Source organism: Streptomyces sp. NPDC015661 (assembly GCF_043077765.1).
Taxonomy (GTDB): Bacteria; Actinomycetota; Actinomycetes; order Streptomycetales; family Streptomycetaceae; genus Streptomyces.
The window spans coordinates 32,416-48,455 of record NZ_JBIBST010000005.1; the positions used below are offsets into that span (position 1 = coordinate 32,416).

Below are 16,040 nucleotides of genomic sequence, written 5' to 3' on the forward strand. Positions count from 1 at the left end.
CTTGTGGGGGACGACCGGAACGCTTTATAGTCAGGATGACTCTTAAGGAGGCGGGTATGAGCCTCGCAGACCTCTTCATCGCCCTCGCCGTGTACGGCCGGCGGACCTGGACCCACGGGGGTGGACCAGGCTTCGACGGCCTCCCGGCGGGGGTGATGGGGACCCCTGAGTCGACGGTGGTGGCGGCGTGAAGCGCTACGGCCACGGCCTCGTCCCCGGCAGGTTCCACCCGCCGCACGCCGGCCACCACCACCTCGTCCGCACCGCGCGCGACCGCTGCGAGCGGCTCACCGTGCTCGTCCGAGGCTCCTCGGCGGACACCCTCCCCCTGGAGGACCGGGTCTCCTGGATGCGTGAGATCCACCCCGACGTGCTGGTCGTCGGCGCCGTCGACGACGCCCGGGACGCCGCCGTCCCCGAGCGCGTCGACGCGGTCTTCGCCTCGGCGGAGGGGGAGGAGTCGCACGGGGAGAGGGAGCCGTACGAGGACGCGCTCGGTCGCCACTTCCACGCGCGGACCGTCCTCGTCGACCCGGAGCCCGCACACCTCACCGACACCGCCGTCGGCGCCGACCCCGCCCGCTACTGGGACCACCTGGAACCGCCGGTACGGGCCGCCCTCACCCGCCGGGTCGTCGTCCTCGGCGCCGAGTCCACCGGCACCACCACCATGGCCCGCGCCCTCGTCGACCACTACCGGCGGCGCGGCGGCGTCTGGGCCCGCACGCGCTACGTACCGGAGTACGGGCGCGAGTACGCCGAACTCAGGCTCGCCGAACTCCGCGCCGAACACCCCGGCGCCGCCCGGTCCGAGCTCGCCTTTCGCTCCTCCGACTTCCCCGTCATCGCCCAGCGCCAGGCCGAGCTGGAGGAGGAGGCCGCCCGGGACGGCTCACCCGTCCTCTTCTGCGACACCGACGCCTTCGCCACCACCATCTGGCACGAGCGGTACATGGGCACCACCAGCCGCGCCACCGGCGAGATCGCCGCCCTCGGCCGGCAGCACCTCTGGCTGCTCACCGACCACCGGGGCGTCGACTTCGCGGCCGACGGACTGCGCGACGGGGAGCACCTGCGGCCCTGGATGACCGCGCGCCTCCTCACCCAGCTCGCCCACACCGGCCGCCGCACCGCCGTCCTCACCGGCCCCCACGAGGAGCGGCTCGCCGCGGCCGTCGCCGCCGTCGACGCGCTGCTGGCCGAGGACCTGCACCTCACCGACCCCCTGCCGGAGCGCCGATGACCGCCCACCGGGCCCCCGAGGGCTACGACCCGTACGCCTTCGTGCCGTTCGCCGTCACCGTCGACCTCGCCGTCCTGACGATCCGCGAGGAGCGCCTGCACGTCCTGCTCGTCGAGCGCGGCCAGGAGCCGTACGCCGGATCCTGGGCCCTGCCCGGCGGCTTCGTGCTGCCGCGCGAATCCGCCGAACAGGCCGCCCGCCGCGAACTCGCCGAGGAGACCGGGCTCTCCGGGGCCACCATCGCCGGCCTCCACCTCGAACAGCTCCGCACCTACACCGAACCGGACCGCGACCCGAGGATGCGGGTCGTGTCCGTCGCGTTCACCGCGCTCGTACCGGACCCGCCCGAACCGCGCGGCGGCGGCGACGCGGCACAGGCCCGGTGGATCCCGTACGGGACGCACGGCGGTCTCGCCTTCGACCACGACCGGATCCTCGCCGACGCCCACGAACGGGTCGGCGCCAAGCTGGAGTACACCTGCCTCGCGACCGCCTTCTGCCCGCCCGAGTTCACCCTCGGCGAGCTGCGGCAGGTCTACGAGACGGTCTGGGGCGTCGATCTCGACCGCCCCAACTTCCGGCGCAAGGTCCTCACCACGCCCGGCTTCGTGCAGGCCGTGGAAGGACCGCCGCGCCTCACCGGCGGACGGGGGAAACCGGCCGCTCTCTACCGGGCGGGCGGGGCCACGACCCTCCACCCGCCCCTCCTGCGACCGGAAGGACGCCCCGCATGAACCTCACCCGCCCCGCCACCAAGCAGGCCGCGACCGGGTCCCTGATCGGGCTCGCGCTCGGGGACGCGCTGGGATTCCCGACCGAGTTCAACGATGTCCCGTCGATCCTCTCGAAGTGCGGACCCTGGCGGGAGATGGCACTGCCCGTCAGGAACGGCAAGGCATACGTCACCGACGACACCCAGATGACGCTCGCCTTCGCCCGCGGCATCCGTACCGCCATGGACCGGGGCGTGCTCGCCCCGCTGCGGCTCGCCCGGCCCGTCCGTGACGAGTTCGTCGACTGGTACCACTCCCCGGAGAACAACCGCGCCCCCGGCAACACCTGCCTGCGCGCCTGCATGCTCCTCGACGGCGACCGGCTCTGGCAGGACGCCAGCCAGATCCACTCCAAGGGCTGCGGCGCCAACATGCGGGTCGCGCCCATCGGGCTCGTCCCCGGGCTGAGCGAGGAGCAGCGGGCCGGTGCCGCGCAGCTCCAGTCGGGCCTGACCCACGGTCACCCCACCGCGCTCGCCGCCTCCGACCTCACCGCCCGCGCCGTGTACCTGCTCGCGCAGGGCGTGGACCCGGCCGGGCTCGTCGGACAGCTGCGCTCGTACGCGTACGAGAACCGCTCCCGGTACCACGAGCACTGGCTCGGCGACCTGTGGACCCGCTCGCAGGACCCCAGCGCCCTGCACTTCGTCCAGCGCGGCTGGGACGAGTGCCTCGCCGTCCTGGAGCGCCTCGACGCCGTCCAGCGCACCGCCGACCCGGAGCTCGATCCCTGCGAGTACACCGGCGACGGCTGGATCGCCGAGGAGGCCCTCGCGACCGGCCTCCTCTGCTTCCTGCTCTTCCCCGAGGAGCCGCTCACCGCCCTTCGCCGCGCCGCCTGCACCCGCGGTGACTCCGACTCGATCGCCGCCCTCGCGGGAGCCTTCGCCGGCGCCCACCTCGGCGCGGACGCCTGGCCGAAGGAGTGGGCGGAGCGCGTCGAGTACCACAGCGACCTGCTGACCTTCGGCGCACTCTGGGACGCGTAGCGGCCTCCTAGAGCTCCTTCAGGGCCGAGGCGCGGCGGGCGCGGATCAGGAAGTCCTGGACGCGGGGTTCGTCCGGGGCGTCGGGGAGCGGGGTCGTGTCGTGGGCACGGTCCGCCTCCTCCTGGACGCGGTTCATCCAGGACTCGACCTCCGGCCAGGACACCTCGCCGCGCTTCACCGCGAGGAGGCGGTCGCGGTCCTCGCCGACGTCGATGCGGAGCTCGCCCGTGCGCAGCAGGTCGCGGCAGCTGGTCAGCAGCCGCAGCAGGTGCATGGCGTGCTTCCAGCGGGGATGCCCGTACTGGCGGACGTCCGCGTCGAGCTTGCGGCGCTGGCCGATCGCGTACCGCACGAAGGTCCGGTGGGCCCGGCGGGACAGGAAGGCCTCGCGCAGCGAGAGCAGCTCGCGGCCCCAGTCGTCGACGTGCTCGACGACGGGGGAGTGGAGGCACTCCAGGACGTTCGGGTTGTTGCGCAGGGCGAGCTCGCAGAAGCGTTCCAGCTCCCAGCTGAACTGATCCTCGCCCGGGCCCTCCACATGGGCGGGGGGCTTGTCGAAGTGCCAGAAGAGCGGCGTCGGGGCGACATAGACACCCCGTACGTCCGTGTCGCTGCCCTCGGTCGCCAGACCGAAGGCGCGCGAGCCCATCACGCAGGAGTAGATCGTGTGCTCGCGCACCAGCTCGTCCGGAGTCATGCCCGGCAGATTACGCGAGGGTGATCGTTTCCCCCGAGACAATAATCTGTTCCGCCGGGAGAGGGCGGGGAGCCGGTCCCGCCGCCACCGAGCCGTCGGCGATGCGGTACTTGGAGCCGTGGCAGGGGCAGTCGATCGTGCCGTCCGCGACCTTGTTCACCGTGCAGCCCTGGTGGGTGCAGATCGCCGAGAACGCCTTGAACTCGCCCGCCGCCGGCTGCGTCACGACCACCTTCTGCTTCGCGAAGACCGTGCCGCCGCCGACCGGGATATCGGAGGTCCTGGCGAGGGGCGCGGAACCGCTCGGGGCGGTTGTCCCGGTCGGGGTGGCCGTGCCGGTCGCGGTGGCCGTGCCGCTCGGGGCCGGTTCGCTTGCCGCCGGTTCGCTCGCGGCCGGTTCGCTCGGGGTCGGCGCGCTCGTGTTCGTACCGCCGTCGCCGCCGCCGCCGTCCGAGCCGCAGCCCGTCGTCAGGGCCGCCGCGGCGAACAGGACGGTACGGCGTGGCGTGGAGCGTGAAGTCATGCCGCCAGCTTCGTCGCGCGACGCCCCCTGGGCCCGCAACACGCCTGCCCGTGCCCGCCGCCTACTCCGAGTGGCGGAGCACCCCGGTTCGGGTGACATTGGGCCTGTTCCGCACCGGACGAAAGGCAGGACCATGGCGGGTAACGACCTCGGCGGTCTCCTCGGGAGCCTCCTCGGCGGCGGCGGCGGCAGTGCCGGGCAGGGCGGCGGCAACATCCTCGGTTCCCTCATGGGGGCCCTCCTGGGCGGCGGGCAGGGCGGCAGCGGCGGCAACGGCTCGAACCCGCTCGGCGGCCTTCTCGACATGCTCACCAGGTCCGGCCTCACCGACCAGACGCAGTCCTGGGTCGGCACCGGCGAGAACCAGCCCGTCAGCGGCGCCCAGATCGCCGAGGCCCTCCCCGACGACGCCCTCCGCAAGGTCGCCGCGGAAGCCGGCCTCACCCCGCAGCAGGCCGCCGACGAGATCGCGCACACGCTGCCGCAGGCCGTCGACAGGCTGACCCCGAACGGCTCGCTGCCCCAGGGCGCCTCCCTGGAGGAGATCATCCGCCAGCAGCAACTCTGACCACGCCCGGACGCCCGCCCTCCGTCTCGGAGGGCGGGCGGCGCGGCGCGCCGCCCCCGCCGCTGACTAGGCTGAACGGAGCACTGACGCAGGCGAAGGAGCACGACGTGGCGGTACGAGCGGTCCGAGGAGCCGTCCAGCTGGAGCGGGACGAGGCCGGACACATGCGCGAGCAGGTCGAGGAGCTGCTCACCGCCGTCCTCGAACGCAACGGGCTCACCACCGACGACCTCATCAGCATCTGGTTCACGGCCACGCCCGATCTGCACAGCGACTTTCCCGCCGCCGCGGCCCGGCACATCGGGATCGTCGACGTCCCCCTGATCTGCGCACAGGAACTCGACATCGAGGGTGCGATGCCGAGGGTCGTCCGTCTCCTCGCCCACGTCGAGACCGAACTGCCCAAGTCGTCGATCGCGCACGTCTACCTCGGTGCCGCGGCCGCCCTGCGCAAGGACATCGCCCAGTGAGAACAGCGCTCGTCATCGGTACCGGTCTCATCGGTACCTCCGCCGCCCTCGCCCTCGCGGGCCGGGGCGTCACCGTCCACCTCCGCGACCACGACCCGGCGAGCGCCCGCACCGCCGCCGCGCTCGGCGCGGGCACCGACGAGACGCCCGAAGGCCCCGTGGACCTCGCCGTCGTCGCCGTACCGCCGGCGCACGTGGCCGCCACCCTCGCCGAGGCCATGACGGCCGGGCTGGCCCGCGGCTACCTGGACGTGGCGAGCGTCAAGGGCGGACCGAAGCGTGAGCTGGAGGCGCTGGGCCTCGACCTCACCGCGTACATCGGCACACACCCCATGTCCGGCAAGGAGCGCTCGGGGCCGCTCGCCGCCACCGCCGACCTCTTCGAGGGCCGGCCCTGGGTCCTCACCCCGACCCGGGACACCGACACCGAGGTCCTCAACCTCGCCCTGGAGCTCGTCGCCCTCTGCCGGGCCGTCCCCGTCGTCATGGACGCCGACGCCCACGACCGGGCCGTGGCCCTGGTCTCCCACACCCCGCAGCTGGTGTCCTCGATGGTCGCCGCGCGCCTGGAGGAGGCCGACGAGACCGCCGTACGGCTCTGTGGGCAGGGCATCCGCGACGTCACCCGGATCGCGGCCTCCGACCCGCGCATGTGGGTCGAGATCCTCTCCGCCAACCCCGGGCCCGTCGCCGACGTCCTCTCCGGCGTCGCCGCCGACCTCGACGAGACCGTGCGCGCGCTGCGGTCCCTCCAGTCCGCCTCCGCGGACGAGCGCCGCGACGGCGCGACGGGCGTCGAGGACGTGCTGCGGCGCGGGAACGCGGGGCGGGCGCGCGTTCCCGGCAAGCACGGTGCCGCCCCCGCGGCCTACGAGACCGTCGCCGTCCTCATCAGCGACAAGCCGGGCGAGCTGGCCCGCATCTTCGCCGACGCGGGGCGTGCGGGGGTCAACATCGAGGACGTCCGCATCGAACACGCGACGGGGCAGCAGGCGGGCCTGGTCCAGCTGATGGTCGAGCCGTCGGCGGCGGGTCCGCTGGGCACGGCGCTGCAGGAACGGGGCTGGTCCCTCCGCACGAGCTGACCACCGCCGAAACTCGTGACCCCGCGCCCCACCGGTACGGCGCCCACCCCGTTGTGGGCGCTGGTCCCGCGGGGCGGTGCCCACCCGCCGCCCCCGTTGTGGGCATGCGTTCCGCCGGGGCGGTGCCCACCCGCCGCCCCCGTTGTGGGCGCTGGTCCCGCGGGGCGGTGCCCACCCACCCGCCCCCGTTGTGGGCATGCGTTCCGCCGGGGCGGTGCCCACCCACCCGCCCCCGTTGTGGGCAGGCGTTCCGCAAGGGGCGGAACGGGTGGGCACAACGGACCCGCGCCCTGCCGGCGCCAGAGGCTTCCGTGCCCTGACCCGCACCCCCGGGTGCAGCGCGGTCGTGGTGCGGGCTCAGGCGCGGAAGGCGGAGGCGCCGCTGAGGGCGCCGTCCCGTGTGCCCACCCTCCCCCAAGCTCTCGGCTTCGCTCGAGCAGGGGGGACCCCCATCGCCCCAGCGGGACGATTGCCCACACGGCGGGTGGGCGGGGGCGCCGCCCCAGCCGGGCGCGGGCCCATGCGGGCGCGGGCTCACACGGGCGGGTCCGCGCGAGCGCGGGGCGCCGTCCAGCAGGGGCGCCGACCCACACGGGCGGGTCCGCGCGGGCGCGGGGCGCCGTCCAGTACGGGTGCGGGCTCGCACGGGCGGGTCCGCGCGAGCGCGGGGCGCCGTCCAGTGGGGGGTGAGGGCGGCCGTGGGCTTGGGTGCCGTGCGGGCGGGGCCGAATGGGTGCTGGGGACTCGGTAACCTTGTGGGGGTCCCTCGCATCCCGCCGGGCCTACCGCTCACCCCAGGAAGGTGCTCCCACCGTGGAATCCGTGATCGTCGCCATCGACGGGCCCTCCGGCACGGGCAAGTCCAGCACCTCGAAGGCGGTCGCCGCCAAGCTGGGGCTGAGCTACCTCGACACCGGTGCCCAGTACCGGGCGATCACGTGGTGGATGATCAGCAACGGCGTCGACGTCACCGACGCCGAGGCCGTCGCCAACGCCGCGTCCAAGCCGGTCATCGTCTCCGGCACCGACCCGGCCCGCCCCACGATCACCGTCGACGGCGCCGACGCCTCCGGCCCGATCCGTACCGAGGAGGTCACCTCGAAGGTCAGCGCCGTCAGCGCCGTCCCCGAGGTGCGGAGCCTGATCACGGAGCTCCAGCGGTCCATCGCCAAGGGCGCCGAGGTCGGCATCGTCGTCGAGGGCCGGGACATCGGCACCACCGTCCTGCCCGACGCCGACCTGAAGATCTTCCTCACCGCCTCGCCCGAGGCCCGTGCCGCCCGCCGCTCCGGCGAGCTCAAGGGCGTCGATGTGCACGCGACGAAGGAAGCCCTCATCAAGCGGGACGCGGCCGACTCCAGCCGCAAGACCTCACCGCTCGCCAAGGCCGACGACGCCGTCGAGGTCGACACGACGGACCTCACCCTGGACCAGGTCATCGAGTGCGTCGTCACCCTGGTGGACGAGAAGCGGGCGGCCGCCAAGTGACCCTGCCCTCCGAGAGGGGCGCCGCGGTCGGCCGCCGTATCGGCATCGGCCTGATGTACGGCTTCTGGAAGCCGCGCGTCCTCGGCGCCTGGCGGGTGCCGGCCTCCGGTCCCGCCATCCTCGCCGTCAACCACGCGCACAACATCGACGGCCCCATGCTCATGGGCACCGCCCCGCGTCCCGTGCACTTCCTCATCAAGAAGGAGGCGTTCGTCGGACCGCTCGGCAGCTTCCTGGAGGGCATCGGGCAGCTCAAGGTCGACCGGGACTCCACCGACCGGACCGCGATAGCGAACGCCCTCGGCGTCCTGGAGCAGGGCGGCGTCCTCGGGATCTTCCCCGAGGGCACCCGGGGCGACGGCGACTTCGCCTCGCTGCGCGCGGGCCTGGCGTACTTCGCCGTCCGCAGCGGCGCGCCGATCGTCCCGGTCGCCGTCCTGGGAAGCACGGAGCGCCGCGGGCGGTTGGTCAAGGCACTGCCTCCGCTGCGCGGCCGCGTCGACGTCGTCTTCGGTGACGCCTTCGACGCGGGGGACGGCTCCGGCCGCCGCACCCGCAAGGCGCTCGACGAGGCCACCGTACGGATCCAGGAGCGGCTCACCGGCCACCTGGAAAACGCCAGGCGTCTCACCGGGCGCTGAGCGAGACTTTCAGTAGTGGGCCCCGGTGACCGGGGACCCACCGACCACGAATGATCAAGGAACGGACTTCATGAACGACCAGCACGACCACGGGGCACTTGGCGACGCCGAGTACGCGGAGTTCATGGAGCTCGCCGCGGAAGAGGGCTTCGACGTCGAGGACGTCGAGGGCGCGATCGAGGAGGCCGGCCACGGCCCGCTCCCCGTACTCGCCGTCGTCGGCCGCCCGAACGTCGGCAAGTCGACCCTGGTGAACCGCATCATCGGCCGCCGCGAGGCCGTCGTCGAGGACAAGCCGGGCGTCACCCGCGACCGCGTCACGTACGAGGCCGAGTGGGCCGGCCGCCGCTTCAAGGTCGTCGACACCGGCGGCTGGGAGCAGGACGTCCTCGGCATCGACGCCTCCGTCGCCGCTCAGGCCGAGTACGCCATCGAGGCCGCCGACGCCTGTCTCTTCGTCGTGGACGCCACCGTCGGCGCCACCGACACCGACGAGGCCGTCGTCAAGCTGCTCCGCCGCGCCGGGAAGCCCGTCGTCCTCGCCGCCAACAAGGTCGACGGCCAGTCCGGCGAGGCCGACGCGGCCATGCTCTGGTCCCTGGGCCTCGGCGAGCCGTTCCCCGTCTCCTCGCTGCACGGCCGCGGCACCGGCGACCTCCTCGACGAGGTCCTGAAGAAGCTGCCCGAGGCCCCCGCGCAGCGCTTCGGCAACGCGGTGGGCGGCCCCCGCCGCATCGCCCTCATCGGCCGCCCGAACGTCGGCAAGTCCTCCCTCCTCAACAAGGTGGCGGGCGAGGACCGGGTCGTCGTCAACGAGCTGGCCGGCACCACCCGCGACCCGGTCGACGAGCTCATCGAGCTCGGCGGCGTGACGTGGAAGTTCGTCGACACCGCCGGCATCCGCAAGAAGGTCCACCTCCAGGCGGGCGCGGACTACTACGCCTCCCTGCGGACCGCGGCCGCCGTCGAGAAGGCGGAGGTGGCCGTCATCCTCATCGACACCACCGACAACATCTCGGTCCAGGACCAGCGCATCATCACGATGGCGGTCGAGTCGGGCCGCGCCATCGTCATCGCCTACAACAAGTGGGACGAGCTCGACGAGGAGCGCCGCTACTACCTCGAGCGCGAGATCGAGACCGAGATGCAGCAGGTCGCCTGGGCGCCCCGCGTCAACGTCTCCGCCCTGACCGGCCGCCACATGGAGAAGCTGGTCCCGGCCATCGAGACCGCCCTCGCCGGCTGGGAGACCCGCGTCCCCACCGGCCGGCTCAACGCCTTCCTGGGCGAGATCGTCGCCGCCCACCCGCACCCGGTCCGCGGCGGCAAGCAGCCCCGCATCCTCTTCGGCACGCAGGCCGGCACCAAGCCGCCGCGCTTCGTGCTCTTCGCCTCCGGCTTCCTGGAGGCCGGCTACCGCCGCTTCATCGAGCGCCGGCTGCGCGAGGAGTTCGGCTTCGAGGGCACCCCGATCCACCTCTCGGTCCGGGTCCGCGAGAAGCGCGGCCGCAAGAAGTAGCCCGCGCGGCAACGAGCTGAATTCTTTTCACGACATGCCGGAGGGCCGGGACTCGACAGAGTCCCGGCCCTCCGGCATGTCTTCGTCCGGCCTAGAGGCCCCTGCGCGGGCCCGGTGGCAGCGCCGCCTGGGCGGGCGGATGCTGCTGCGCCGACCACGCCGTCGGATACGCCGCCGCGTGCCGGTGGACCTGCCCGTAGACGGCGGTGCTCAGCACCGTGCCGAAGGCCCGGAAGCCCAGCTCCTCCTCGCCGCTGCGGTCGCCCGGCAGCGTACGGAACGACCTGCGGTACTCCGAGTACAGGGCGTCGTAGATCGGCGTGGGCGAAGGGCCCGCCGTGACGTCCTGCGCGGGGCGCATCGCAGGGATCGGGCTCGGATACGGCTGCAGGAACGGGTCGTATGGGTGCACATAGGTGCCAACGACACCGCCGCCCGTCGGATGCGGGCGGCTCTCCGAAAGGGGAGCGCTCCGGGGACGCGGCACGGTCGGCACACCCGGTCCCGCCCCCGTCCCGGGGAGCCGCGCCCGCCCTATGCCGGGCCGGCCGTCTTCCATCAGGTGCCGGCCAGCGGCATCGCGGCGGCGACCAGGCGGCCGTTCGCGGCGGCCTTCTCCAGGGCGTCGCGCAGCAGGTCCTCGCGCGGCTGCTGGCCGATCGAGCCCACCGGGGCGGCGAAGACCAGGACCGTGTGCGACTTGTTGGCCGCCGCCCGCCAGCCCTCGGTGACCTGGAGCGGCTGGTGCGCCTGCCACCAGGCGGCCTGACCGGCACCGCCGGGACCCGGCTGGAGCACGGAGTGCAGCTGGCCCATGGCGACCAGGACCGACCAGCCCGGCAGCACCGCCGGCCTCTCGCCCAGGTTCATGACCGGCTGGAAGCCCTGCTCGGCCAGGAGCGGCAGGAACTCGTCGGTGAGGCCGTCCGAACCCGGACGGGCCACCGGCGCGGTCGGCTCCACGACGAGCGCCGGGTGCAGCTCGCCCTCGATCAGGACGAGACCGCTGGTGACCCCGAGCACGGCCTGCTCGGGGTGGGCGGCGGAGAGCGCGTCGGCGGCGTCGGAGGCCGTGATGGAGGCGACGGCGCCCTGGAGCTGCTCCTCGGCGACCCGGACGACCTGCGAGGGGATGCAGCTGGCGTGGGCGAACGCGAGGACCGCGGTCTCCTCGCCGACGAACAGCACCGTGCTGGTGCGCTCCTGCTCGGAGTCCCCCGGAGTGCGGCAGGACGTGCAGTCGTAGCTGCCCGGGGCGTTGTCGCCGGCGAGCAGCCGGTCCGCTTCTTCGTCGCCGATCTCGGCGCGTACGTCCTCGCTGACGTCGAGCATGCGCGGCACGGGGGGCTCCCTGGACTCGGTACGGGGGGACGCCGGGCCGTTCCCGGGCGTCTCATGACGAGTTCAACGGGTCAGCCTCGGCCGGGGTCACGCGCGGAAGCGAGGCAACTTGCCAGTGGCGTGTGCGAGGGGGCGCGTGACTCCGACCGGGTGGGGTGTGAACAGTGTTCCGCGCGGCACGGGCCGGGGGTGCCGGGGGGCTGCCTAGCCTTCCCCGATGTCGAAGATCCGATTTTGGACGGCCGGTTCCCTCGTGGCGGCGTCCGCGGCCGCGCTCCTCACCCTGGCCCCGGCGGCCCAGGCCCGGGAGATGTCCCCCGAGCCCGGGGACCTGCCTGCTGTGGTGGCCGCCCGGGAGGAGGTGTCCGACGCGCTCCAGGGCGTGTCGGACACGCTCCGGGAGGCCGCCTCCGTGCCCTCGTACGCCTGTGCGGGGGACCAGTGGCCGTGGGGCTGTGTCGCCGAGTGCGAGAGCAGCGGGAACTGGCACATCAACACCGGCAACGGCTTCTACGGCGGGCTCCAGTTCTGGCACCCCACCTGGGTCGAGCACGGCGGACTGAAGTACGCCCGGCGCGCCGACCTGGCCACCCGGCAGCAGCAGATCACCGTCGCCGAGGGGGTGCTGCGCACCCAGGGGTGGGGGGCCTGGCCCGTCTGCTCCAAGCGGTACGGCCTGTCCGGCCGGGTCCACACCGTCCAGCCCGGCGACACCCTCGCCTCGATCGCCCGCCGCTTCGCGATCAAGGGCGGCTGGAAGGCGCTGTACACGGCGAACCGGAGCGTGATCGGAGCCGATCCGAACCGGATCGTCGTCGGCGCCATGCTGCGGATCGCCCCGCTCTGAGGCCGTCACCCGTACTCGGCCGGCTCCCCGCTCGACGTGCGGGAGCCGCGCCGCAGCTCGTGCACGAGCGAGCCCGGCGGCAGCCCGTCCGGCACGCGCTGCTCGGCCAGGACCACGGCCGCCCCGTGCTCCACGGCGAGCGCGGCGAGCATCCGGTACGTACGGGCCGCGACCGGCGGGGCCATGCCGAGCGACGGCTCGTCGACCAGCACCACGCGCGCGTGTGCGAGCAGCGCGCGGGAGAGCGCCAGCATCCGGCGCTCCCCGCCGGAGAGGGTCCCGGCGGTCCTGGGCAGCAGCGGGACGAGCTCGGGGTACGGGGCGGTGGCGTCGGGCGCGGGGACCCCGGGGGCGGCGAGCGCGAGGTTCTCGGCGACGGTCAGGCCCGCGTACACCGCCCGCAGATCCGGTACGAAGCACAGGCCGCGGCGCGCGCGTGCGTGCGGCGACAGGCGGGTCACGTCCGTCCCGCGCCACTCCACCCGGCCCGCCGTGAGAGCCACCGTCCCCGCGAGGGCGCGCAGGGCGGTCGTCCGGCCCGCGCCGTTGCGGCCCAGGAGGACGGTGACCGTCCCGGCGGGCACGGGCAGGTCGAGGCCGTGCAGGACCTCCAGGGGGCCGTAGCGGACCCGGGCGGCGCGCAGGGCCATCTCGACGCTCACGACAGGATCCGGCCTCCCTCCATGGTGTGCACCGTGTCCGCGATCCCGGCGACCAGGTCCGGGTCGTGCTCCACCACCAGGACCGTCAGGCCGTCCGCCGCGAGGGCCGCCAGGATCCGGGCCAGCGCGGCGGTCTCGGCGGCGTCGAGGCCCGCGGCCGGTTCGTCGAGGAGGAGCGTGTGCGGCCGCCCGGCCAGGGCGCGGGCCAGCTCCACCCGGCGCAGGGTCCCGGTCGGCAGGTCCGCCGCCGCCCGGTGCCGTACGGGTCCGGCGAGCCCGAACAGCCGCAGGCTCCGCTCCACGGCGGCCGGGTCCGCGTCTCTCCCGCTCTGCTCCTGGCCGAGGCGGACGTTCTCCTCGACGGTGAGCGACGGGAAGACGGCGAGCCGCTGGAAGCTGCGGGCGATGCCGAGGCGGGTCCGGGCGTGCGCGGGCCGGGCGGTGATGTCGGTGCCGTCGAGCGTGATCCGGCCCTGGCCGCGGCGGGGCCGGAGGGTCCCGGCGAGGCAGTCGAAGAGGGTGCTCTTGCCGGCGCCGTTGGGGCCGACGAGGGCGGTGACGCGGGCGGGGGAGAGGTCGAGGCTGACGTGGGAGAGGGCGGTGACCCCTCCGGGGTAGGTGAGCGTGAGGTCGTGGACGCGGAGCCCTTGGCGGGCGGCGGGTGCGGGTCTTCCCGTGGGGGGTTGCGCGCCGTCGGCGGGCGGCGGGCCGTGGGGGTGCGTCCGGACTTCGGCCGGACCGGGGTTCCCGGCCGCACCGGCCGTGCGGATGGTCGACAGAGGTGGGGGTCTTCCCGTGGGGGGTTGCGCGCCGTCGGCGGCCGCCCGGCCTTGGGTGTGCGTCCGGCCCCCGGCCGGACCGGGTTCCGCGCCGACGGTGCCCTGCGGGCCGTGGACGTGCTTCCGGCCCTCGGCCGGTGGGCCGTGGGTGGCGGGCCGGTGGGTCGGCAACAGGTTCATCAGGGGTGGCAGGCGGCCCGTCAACATCGCCAGGAGGCCGATCAGGGCCGCCGCCGTGCCCGCCTGGGGGCCCGCGTCCAGTGTGATCAGGAGGGCCGCCGCGGCCAGCGGGGTCAGGAGGCTGTCCGCGCCCAGGACCAGGACCGCCGCGAACCAGAGCAGGCCGCGTACCGGGTCGTACTGCTCCGGGTCGAAGGCCCGCAGGCCCATGCCCAGGAGCCCGCCGCCCAGAGCCGCCAGCGCCGCGCCCAGGACGAAGGCGAGGAGCTTGAGGCGGGGCACCGGCACGCCCGCCGCCTCGGCGCCCGGTTCGTGGTCCCGCAGGGCGGCGAGCGCACGGCCCGTACGGCCCCGGCGCAGGGCCGCCACCAGGGCCAGACAGCCGGCCAGGACGACCAGCTCCAGGGCGTAGTAGGCGCGGTCGTCGGAGAAGCCCGCCGGGCGGCCGAGGGCCACGCCCGCCGTCGCGTACGGCTGGGTGAGGACGAAGCGGCTCACCGCCACCCCCACGGCCAGGGTCGCCAGGGCGAGCGCCAGGCCGTGCCGCCGGATCGCCGGCCGGCCCGTCACCAGGCCCGTGACCGCCACCATCGGCACCGCGAGGACCAGGGCCAGGAGCGTGGGGACCCCCGCCGCCGCCAGAAGGGCCGTGAACAGGGCGCCGAGGCCCGCGTACGCCGCCTGGCCCAGCGCGATCTGGCCGCCCCGGCCCGCCACCACGACCAGCGACAGCAGGATCACGGCGAGCGCCGGGACCTGGATCGCCGTGTGCAGGTCCGAGCCCGCGAGGCCCAGGGGGAGGAGGAGCAGGACGCCCACCACGAGCCACAGGGCCGTCGGCACGCGTGTGGCGGGCGCCGGCGGCGGGAGCGCGTCCCGCCCCTTGCCGCCGACGCCCGGCAGGACGAGCGCCGCCACCAGGAGCGCCACCACGAACAGGTTCGCCCCGACGGCCTGGAGCAGCGGTCCCGCCCAGCCCTCCGGGTGCAGCCGGGTCAGCTGTGCCTGGGCCACCCCGATCGCGAGCGCAGCCCCCACCGCGACCGGCAGCGACCGCATCCGGGCGATCACGGCGACCGCGATCACCTCGACGACGAGCAGCGGCAGCCCGTACGGGTCGAGCCGTACGTACGGGGCGAGCAGGACGCCCGTGAGCCCGGCCGTGAACGAGCCGAACGCCCAGCCCGCCGCCGCGACCCGGTCCGCGTCGATCCCCGCCAGGACGGCGAGCGGCCGGTTGTCCACCACCGCCCGCAGCTCCCGGCCGAACCGGGTCCACCGGGTCACCGCCCCCACCAGGCAGGCCAGCGCCACCACCGCCGCGAGCTGCGCCCAGGGGTCGTCGCCGAGCAGCACCGGTGCGTCGTCCCGGGCCCCCGGGCCCCACAGCAGCACCGCCCCGCCCACCAGGAGGACGAAGACGCCGATCGTCGCCACCAGGGTCTGCGCCGGGTTCGAGCCGCGGAGCGCCAGGGGACGGAAGACGCCGCGGTCGAGGGCCAGACCGATCGCGGGAGCCACGACCAGGAGGGTGACCAGGGTGCCCAGGGGCAGGGGCCAGCCCCAGCCGACCACCAGCTGGCGGAGCACGTACGCGCAGACCATGGCGACGGCGCCGTGCGCCAGGTTCAGCACCCCCGTCGCCCGGTAGGTGACGACGAGGCCGATGCCGGTGAGCGCGGCGGCGCTGCCGACCGCGAGGCCGGCGAGCGTCAGCTCGTACGTCAGGGAGGCCACGGCTCACACACCGGGCAGGGGGCGAGTTCCGCGTCCCCCACCGGCACGGCCTCCGCCTTGCCCGCCACCAACGGGCAGTCCGGGCGGTGCGCGAGCGTCCCCTCGGGGACCCGCAGCAGGGGGCCGTCCGAGGACGGCGGGGGAGTCTCCTCCGGTGGCGGGGGACGCGGCTCCGGAGGGCGTACGGGAAGCAGCGCGGCCGCCCCCACGAGGACCGCGCCCGCCACCAGGAGCGCCGCTCCCGGCACCGTGCAGGAGGCCAGATAGGGCAGCTGGCGCTCCGCGAAGCGCTCGCCCGAGATCCCGTACCAGCCGAGCGCGCAGAGCACCGCGCCCCCGGCGGCCGCCGCGAGACCGCTCCACAGCAGGATCCGGGATGTCGGCACCGGGGCCTCCCTCGTCTCCGCCCCCTGCTCTGTCCCCGCTCTCCCTCGGTATCCCTTTCCTTGCACTATGCCCCGAACCGGCTCACCCTGGTAACACCAGCCGCTCCGGACT

The 16,040-nt window shown here is 74.6% G+C and carries 18 protein-coding genes; 11 read left to right on the forward strand and 7 right to left on the reverse strand.

The genetic code is table 11. The annotated features are described in order from the left end of the window. Positions 1–56 precede the first annotated feature (56 nt). From ACF07V_RS14725 to ACF07V_RS14740, 4 genes are read left to right on the forward strand one after another with little or no spacing between them, the layout of a single operon-like run. Positions 57–191 carry a hypothetical protein gene (locus ACF07V_RS14725; RefSeq protein ID WP_392154253.1) on the forward strand — a complete coding sequence of 45 codons (135 nt, stop codon included), beginning with the start codon at positions 57–59 and terminating at the stop codon, positions 189–191. Beyond that, complete coding sequence (locus ACF07V_RS14730; protein ID WP_392154255.1) at positions 188–1,243, forward strand: AAA family ATPase; 1,056 nt, start codon at positions 188–190, stop codon at positions 1,241–1,243. Before ACF07V_RS14725 ends, ACF07V_RS14730 begins: the two co-directional genes overlap by 4 nt. Further along, complete coding sequence (locus ACF07V_RS14735) at positions 1,240–1,977, forward strand: NUDIX domain-containing protein (protein WP_392154257.1); 738 nt, start codon at positions 1,240–1,242, stop codon at positions 1,975–1,977. The genes ACF07V_RS14730 and ACF07V_RS14735 overlap by 4 nt, the downstream gene beginning before the upstream one ends. Continuing rightward, positions 1,974–3,005 (forward strand): ADP-ribosylglycohydrolase family protein, encoded by a 1,032-nt coding sequence (locus ACF07V_RS14740; RefSeq protein WP_392154259.1) that lies wholly within the window; start codon positions 1,974–1,976, stop codon positions 3,003–3,005. Before ACF07V_RS14735 ends, ACF07V_RS14740 begins: the two co-directional genes overlap by 4 nt. 7 nt (positions 3,006–3,012) lie before the next feature. On the opposite strand, the gene ACF07V_RS14745 is transcribed toward ACF07V_RS14740, so the two are convergent. Continuing rightward, a complete protein-coding gene (locus ACF07V_RS14745; RefSeq protein ID WP_392154261.1) occupies positions 3,013–3,702 on the reverse strand; it encodes a DNA polymerase beta superfamily protein in 690 nt (229 codons plus the stop codon). Between the two features lie 10 nt (positions 3,703–3,712). Beyond that, complete coding sequence (locus ACF07V_RS14750) at positions 3,713–4,225, reverse strand: Rieske (2Fe-2S) protein (RefSeq protein WP_392154263.1); 513 nt, start codon at positions 4,223–4,225, stop codon at positions 3,713–3,715. A gap of 70 nt (positions 4,226–4,295) precedes the next feature. Between ACF07V_RS14750 and ACF07V_RS14755 the strand changes: the two genes are divergently transcribed. The 6 genes from ACF07V_RS14755 to der all read left to right on the forward strand — a co-directional run bounded on the left by ACF07V_RS14755 (position 4,296) and on the right by der (position 9,996). Beyond that, positions 4,296–4,793, forward strand: coding sequence for a YidB family protein (locus ACF07V_RS14755; protein ID WP_392154265.1), 498 nt, complete (start codon positions 4,296–4,298; stop codon positions 4,791–4,793). A 107-nt stretch (positions 4,794–4,900) separates the two neighbouring features. Continuing rightward, positions 4,901–5,263 carry a chorismate mutase gene (aroH, locus tag ACF07V_RS14760; protein ID WP_359511260.1) on the forward strand — a complete coding sequence of 121 codons (363 nt, stop codon included), beginning with the start codon at positions 4,901–4,903 and terminating at the stop codon, positions 5,261–5,263. Beyond that, positions 5,260–6,348, forward strand: coding sequence for a prephenate dehydrogenase (locus tag ACF07V_RS14765; RefSeq protein ID WP_392154266.1), 1,089 nt, complete (start codon positions 5,260–5,262; stop codon positions 6,346–6,348). The genes aroH and ACF07V_RS14765 overlap by 4 nt, the downstream gene beginning before the upstream one ends. A gap of 822 nt (positions 6,349–7,170) precedes the next feature. After that, on the forward strand, positions 7,171–7,836 hold the full coding sequence (gene cmk / locus ACF07V_RS14770; RefSeq protein WP_392154907.1) for a (d)CMP kinase: 666 nt from the start codon (positions 7,171–7,173) through the stop codon (positions 7,834–7,836). Then, the gene (locus tag ACF07V_RS14775) at positions 7,833–8,477 is read left to right on the forward strand and encodes a lysophospholipid acyltransferase family protein (RefSeq protein ID WP_392154267.1); all 645 of its coding nucleotides are present in this window, start codon (positions 7,833–7,835) and stop codon (positions 8,475–8,477) included. The genes cmk and ACF07V_RS14775 overlap by 4 nt, the downstream gene beginning before the upstream one ends. Positions 8,478–8,547: 70 nt before the next feature. Then, positions 8,548–9,996 carry a ribosome biogenesis GTPase Der gene (der, locus tag ACF07V_RS14780; RefSeq protein ID WP_392154268.1) on the forward strand — a complete coding sequence of 483 codons (1,449 nt, stop codon included), beginning with the start codon at positions 8,548–8,550 and terminating at the stop codon, positions 9,994–9,996. Positions 9,997–10,087: 91 nt separating this feature from the next. Here the strand turns inward: der and ACF07V_RS14785 are convergent, their stop codons facing one another. Then, positions 10,088–10,357 (reverse strand): hypothetical protein, encoded by a 270-nt coding sequence (locus ACF07V_RS14785; RefSeq protein WP_392154269.1) that lies wholly within the window; start codon positions 10,355–10,357, stop codon positions 10,088–10,090. A 197-nt stretch (positions 10,358–10,554) separates the two neighbouring features. After that, entirely contained in the window at positions 10,555–11,337 is a 783-nt protein-coding gene (locus ACF07V_RS14790) for a hypothetical protein (protein WP_392154271.1), read from the reverse strand. 217 nt (positions 11,338–11,554) lie between these two features. Here ACF07V_RS14790 and ACF07V_RS14795 point away from each other — a divergent pair, with 217 nt between their 5' ends. Continuing rightward, positions 11,555–12,184, forward strand: coding sequence for a transglycosylase family protein (locus tag ACF07V_RS14795; RefSeq protein ID WP_392154272.1), 630 nt, complete (start codon positions 11,555–11,557; stop codon positions 12,182–12,184). A 5-nt stretch (positions 12,185–12,189) separates the two neighbouring features. Here ACF07V_RS14795 and ACF07V_RS14800 read toward each other — a convergent pair whose 3' ends face one another. Genes ACF07V_RS14800 through ACF07V_RS14810 form a run of 3 tightly spaced genes read right to left on the reverse strand, consistent with a single transcriptional unit; the run spans position 12,190 to position 15,928 of the window. Next, positions 12,190–12,846 carry an ABC transporter ATP-binding protein gene (locus tag ACF07V_RS14800; RefSeq protein WP_392154274.1) on the reverse strand — a complete coding sequence of 219 codons (657 nt, stop codon included), beginning with the start codon at positions 12,844–12,846 and terminating at the stop codon, positions 12,190–12,192. Beyond that, positions 12,843–15,542 carry an ATP-binding cassette domain-containing protein gene (locus ACF07V_RS14805; protein WP_392154276.1) on the reverse strand — a complete coding sequence of 900 codons (2,700 nt, stop codon included), beginning with the start codon at positions 15,540–15,542 and terminating at the stop codon, positions 12,843–12,845. Before ACF07V_RS14805 ends, ACF07V_RS14800 begins: the two co-directional genes overlap by 4 nt. Continuing rightward, positions 15,530–15,928 carry a hypothetical protein gene (locus tag ACF07V_RS14810; RefSeq protein ID WP_392154278.1) on the reverse strand — a complete coding sequence of 133 codons (399 nt, stop codon included), beginning with the start codon at positions 15,926–15,928 and terminating at the stop codon, positions 15,530–15,532. The genes ACF07V_RS14805 and ACF07V_RS14810 overlap by 13 nt, the downstream gene beginning before the upstream one ends. Positions 15,929–16,040 lie beyond the last annotated feature (112 nt).